Genomic DNA, 1,387 nt, shown 5'->3' with positions numbered 1-1,387 from the left:
GTTTGTCTCCACCCGCATAGCGGGTGGGTTGAAGCTGGCCGCTGCGCGCCCAGCAGACTAAAGTCTTGAACAAAAAAGCTCGCCGGCTAGGCCGACGAGCTGCAAGTTCTTGGTCGCGGGGGCAGGATTTGAACCTACGACCTCCGGGTTATGAGCCCGTAGTTTCTAAACTTGTTGACACTCTTTGAGACTGTTTGACACCGCTATATAGGCAGGTAGATATACATTTCTTTCAAAAACACCAAATAGCGGTTCTGTTCGATTTCGACCAAAATTCGACCACTGAAATCTTGACTTTCGCCACTGCGTGGCATACGCTCGGAGCAGCGCACCCGAAGCGCCCGCTTCACGGGCCGCACGGGCGTGCTGCTCCGAGCGTATGCCACGCAGCCATGGAGTCACATTCGTATTCATTTGACCAAAGGATCGGCGCATGAGCAGGCCTCTTGTCGTTGGTAAGGGCAGCGCCCTTAAAAGCAAGACGCAGAAAAACGTGTACTATATCAGGCACAACATGGGCAAAGACCCCATTACCGGCAAATATAGGTACTCACCTCGCCGAAAGGTCTACGCAAAGAACAAGTCGGAATTGAGAGCCGAGCTCGAAGCATATAAGGCTGAGCTCAATAGCGGACTCACCATCAAAGACCCCGATAAGACCGTTTATCAGTACACCAAAGAGTTCCACAAAGATCGCGTGGACGCCGAGACCATCAGCCCGCTTGCCCTTGACCGCGAAGAGCTTGAAGTTAAGGAAATACAGGAGCTTTTCGGCAATTATCCCGTAAAAGACCTGAGGCCCCACATAATAAACGCCGGCTATGCTGAAGCCCGCAAAAGTGGAAGATTCTCCGAATCTGAGCTGCATAAAATCAGTGTAAAACTGAATCAGATTATGAAGGCCGCCATGCTTGACGACCTGATTGTCAAGAACCCCTGCGCCGGCACCGTCATCCCGCGGCCCAAAGGAAAAGAGAGGCAGGCTCTTTCCCTCGATGAAGCCCGGAGGCTTCTCTCCCTCCTCCTTTCACAGGAGATGGACTCTCACAGAATAGGCACCCTCTTGTTGCTCGATACCGGCATGCGCCGCGGAGAGATGCTCGGGCTCAGATGGGGCGACGTCCATTTTGGCGACGGCTATGTCCGCATCGACGGACAGTATGCCGCCGACAAGCTGGTCAGAGACCCAAAGAGCTCAACGGGGAAAAGGTCCGTCTCTTTGAGCCCGCTTGCACTCGAGAGGCTCGCCGCCTGGCGCGAGCTTCAGCGCACGCTTCTCGCCGAAGTCGACCTCGAACAGGCTTCCAGCACCCCGATTGTGCACACATTAGTCGATCCCCAAAGAAACACGAGGGCAAAAACTAAAGATGACGAAAAAGGAAAGAGG

At 53.9% G+C, this 1,387-nt stretch carries 1 protein-coding gene; it reads left to right on the top strand.

Annotated elements, in window-relative coordinates:
- Positions 1-433 precede the first annotated feature (433 nt).
- Positions 434-1,387 (top strand): site-specific integrase (locus AB5Z25_RS10355; RefSeq protein ID WP_368135520.1); only part of this gene is annotated, 954 nt, incomplete at its 3' end.

It is taken from the genome of Collinsella aerofaciens, from assembly GCF_040910325.1.
Taxonomy (GTDB): Bacteria; Actinomycetota; Coriobacteriia; order Coriobacteriales; family Coriobacteriaceae; genus Collinsella; species Collinsella aerofaciens_BL.
Note: the sequence above shows the minus strand (reverse complement) of the source record. Positions and strands in the feature narration are given on the sequence as shown.